The organism is Streptomyces sp. NRRL WC-3618, from assembly GCF_001280005.1.
Taxonomy (GTDB): Bacteria; Actinomycetota; Actinomycetes; order Streptomycetales; family Streptomycetaceae; genus Streptomyces.
Genome location: NZ_LGDW01000186.1, coordinates 1 through 3,081, shown reverse-complemented (window position 1 = coordinate 3,081; position 3,081 = coordinate 1). Strand labels below are relative to the sequence as shown.

Genomic DNA, 3,081 nt, shown 5'->3' with positions numbered 1-3,081 from the left:
CCATCCTCCTGCGGGCCCTCCTCGTCCTCGCGAACACCGAGATCCAGAGGTGACCGACGATCTCCCCAGGACGATCACGATGCTGACCGGCACGAGTCCTCATCCCCGACCCACACCAGCCCCGTGACCTGCGAGATCAGGATGAAAATCTCTCAATCAGGTGACCTGTCGTCGCATTCATCAGATGACTCCTTCGGGAAGGATCACACCTAATTCATGACACTCCCGGATGGCATGATGAACCTGCCCACGACGGAGACCCGCGGGGGGAAAATACGCGCGGAGCACATCACGCAGGATGCGCCATCCGACGACCATGGACGGCACGATGGCCCAGCGCGTTTGACTCGGGCCGGGTCAATCGACCGGAGTGGCAGCAATGGCAGCCTGAGCGGGCGTGGCGGTGGCCATCATGTGAGCCAGTTCTACATTTGGCTGTCTGGTGGCAGCGCCGGTTGCCGCAGTCCTGAGAAACCGTTTGTCGACCTCACTGGTGATGATCCGCGCTCCGCCGACACCGGCCAGGAGCGCGCCAATCAGCGCAGTGACTGTCAACGAAGCGGTGACCTCTCCCGCCGGTGCCGTCCCCAGCAGTACTGCGTCCTTGAGCGGCCCGTACAGACCCCAGGAGACGATCGCCGCGAACGCGCCCAGGAGTACGTTGCCGACCACGCCGGGGCGGACAATGCCCTTGTTCACCTTCGGAATGACGAAGCCGTTGTCGGTCAGCAGCGCGTTGATGACTCCACCGATCGCACCTGCGGCGGCGATGGCGCCCAGGATCGCCCAAACCGAGGTCGCGGTGGATCCTTGCTCAACGGCGCCGAACAGATCCGCAGCTCGAGTCGACATCGCGCTTCTCCTGAATAGTGGGTAAGGCTGAGCCCTTGCTCATGATGATGGGATGTCGCCTAGCGCAAGATGGTTGCAGGGCAGCTGGTGTCACGACTTTCCGGCGCGGGCGTTGTGCTCAGCTTGATCTCAAGAATGAACCGGTGGAGACGGAACTGCACACCGCCGTCTGCAGGGCCAAGTCACCCTCGCGGCCGCGCAGCAGGCCATTGTCACCGACTTGACCACCGCCCTGACCGCCCTTCACCTCGGCTGACGAGGCAGCTGCTGGAGGAGAGTAACCGTCGTCAGGGCGGGACGCCCCCACGGCCCTGGGCCGATCGTCAGCGCAGGGGCGGCCGTCACGGAAGAACCTGCGCGACCGACTGCTGCTCCGTGGCGAAGGGGGCAAGGGGCCTCTGCCGGTGGGTGGGGGACCGGGATCGTGGTGCAGCATTCGCACGACCGGTGCAGCGTCGGCCGCTGCTGTGCAGCAGCGTGCCGAACGAATCGCGCCCCTGGCGGCCGTGGGGACATGGAGTCGTGGGCCGTAAAGCCCAGCCGCCAAGTCGCACCTGCTCATCGCGCTGGGCACCGAGGCGGCGATGGCCGGTCTCGGGGCGAGTATGTCCCGGCCACCAAACTGGTCAACGAACTCGTCGAAGCCGCTGACGACAAGCTGCTGACCAAGACCATCGCCCGCTACCGACGCGTCGATCTGACAGACGGCCGCCCCACGGCACTGAGGAATGTCTCGGCCCACCCGGTGGGCGTCAGCAACCGTGAGTCCTGGGAGAATGGCGTTCCGACCTGAGCACGCTGAGAAGCGGCGCTCCCTCACAGCAGGAGCTCACGCACGTTGTCCCAGAAGCGCGAACACCCGGCTGCCGACATTGCCGATCTCGGCCTGCAATCCGACTGCGGCAGCTGTTTCGGGCTGTGCTGTGTCGCCTTGCCCTTCGCGGCCTCGGCGGACTTCGCGATCAACAAGGACGCCGGGCAGCCCTGCCCGAACCTGCAAGCGGACTTCCGCTGCGGCAGCCATGCACAACTCCGCCAGCAGGGCTTCTCAGGATGCACCGTATTCGACTGCTTCGGCGCGGGACAGAAGGTCTCCCAGGTCACCTTCAGCGGACAGGACTGGCGGCAGGCCCCGCACACGGCCCGGCAGATGTTCGACGTGTTTCCCGTCATGCGGCAGCTCCATGAACTTCTGTGGTACCTGGCCGAAGCACTGACACTGCCGCCTGCTCGCCCCATCCACGGCGAACTGCGCCGCGCGCTGGAGAAGACCGAACAGCTCACGAGTGGCAGCGCCCAGGAGCTCACGGAGTTGGACGTGGCAGCACACCGGGGCGACGTCAACGCCCTGCTGCTGCGCACGAGCGAACTCGTGCGGGCCAAGGTCGCGGGCCGCAAGAAGGACCGGAGAGGAGCCGATCTCATTGGTGCCAACCTCAAAGCCGCCAACTTGCGGGGCGCCAACCTCCGTGGGGCCTTCCTCATAGCTGCCGACCTCAAGGGCGCCGACCTCAGAGCGGCCGATCTGATAGGTGCCGACCTGCGAGACGCCGACCTGAGCGGCGCAGACCTCACCGACACCATCTTCCTCACCCAGTCCCAGCTCAATGCGGCCAAGGGCGACACCGCCACGAAACTGCCGTCGGCCCTCAACCGCCCCACCCACTGGTAGTCCCTCTGGCCGGGGTTCCAGGACAACTACCAGGAGCCACGGGCCCGGTGGGGTCAAAATACTTGTGCGGCGTGGATGCCTGGGACGGGACACCGTAGGTCTTGCCGGAAGCGATGTGCAGCATGGCGATCTCGTGTGCGGGTGCATCGTCGGCGACCCGACGGGCGCGGCGGGCGGCCTCACCGTCGCGCCAGGCGTAGTACGAGGGGCGGGCGACCTTCAGCACCCGGCGCAGAAGGACGATCGAATAAGTCGCCTTCTCCGCACGGATCGACCGGTACAGCTCGCTCACCGGTCGCTCTCGTTCCACGACTGATGGGGCTGCGCACCGCTAGATCTTGCAGAGCGCAGCCCTCCGCGATGGCTCATGGCTCGGGGGAAGACGCGACGCGATCGCCGTGCCGGAACCGGTCGACTAGGTGCAATACCGGTGATTTAGGTGATTTTCCGGCGGGTCGGTCTGGCCTTGGTCGGCCCGACCAGGGTCATGCGGGGAGTGTCCGGCCGGGGCGGATTGTGATGCTCGGCGCGTTTGAGCTTCCAGTTGGACATCTTGC

General features: G+C 65.8%; 3 protein-coding genes and 1 pseudogene. 2 read left to right on the top strand and 2 right to left on the bottom strand.

Annotated features, from left to right (window positions below; genetic code table 11):
- Window positions 1–357 precede the first annotated feature (357 nt).
- Window positions 358–852: a hypothetical protein gene (locus tag ADL01_RS18585; protein WP_053743130.1), complete on the bottom strand. Its 495-nt coding sequence runs from the start codon at window positions 850–852 to the stop codon at window positions 358–360.
- 533 nt (window positions 853–1,385) lie between these two features.
- On the opposite strand from ADL01_RS18585, the pseudogene ADL01_RS45400 reads away from it, so the two are divergent.
- A pseudogene (locus tag ADL01_RS45400) lies at window positions 1,386–1,552 on the top strand (ATP-binding protein); the annotation flags it as partial.
- A gap of 138 nt (window positions 1,553–1,690) precedes the next feature.
- Window positions 1,691–2,524, top strand: a complete 834-nt coding sequence (locus tag ADL01_RS18580; protein WP_053743129.1) for a pentapeptide repeat-containing protein — start codon at window positions 1,691–1,693, stop codon at window positions 2,522–2,524.
- Here the strand turns inward: ADL01_RS18580 and ADL01_RS44775 are convergent.
- Entirely contained in the window at window positions 2,502–2,816 is a 315-nt protein-coding gene (locus ADL01_RS44775; protein WP_159049566.1) for a hypothetical protein, read from the bottom strand. The genes ADL01_RS18580 and ADL01_RS44775 overlap by 23 nt on opposite strands.
- Between the last annotated feature and the right edge of the window lie 265 nt (window positions 2,817–3,081).

What these genes read in the sequence shown, in the direction of transcription:
- ADL01_RS18585 (WP_053743130.1), bottom strand. Translation starts at nt 852, where the DNA reads ATGTCGACTCGAGCTGCGGATCTGTTCGGCGCCGTTGAGCAAGGATCC.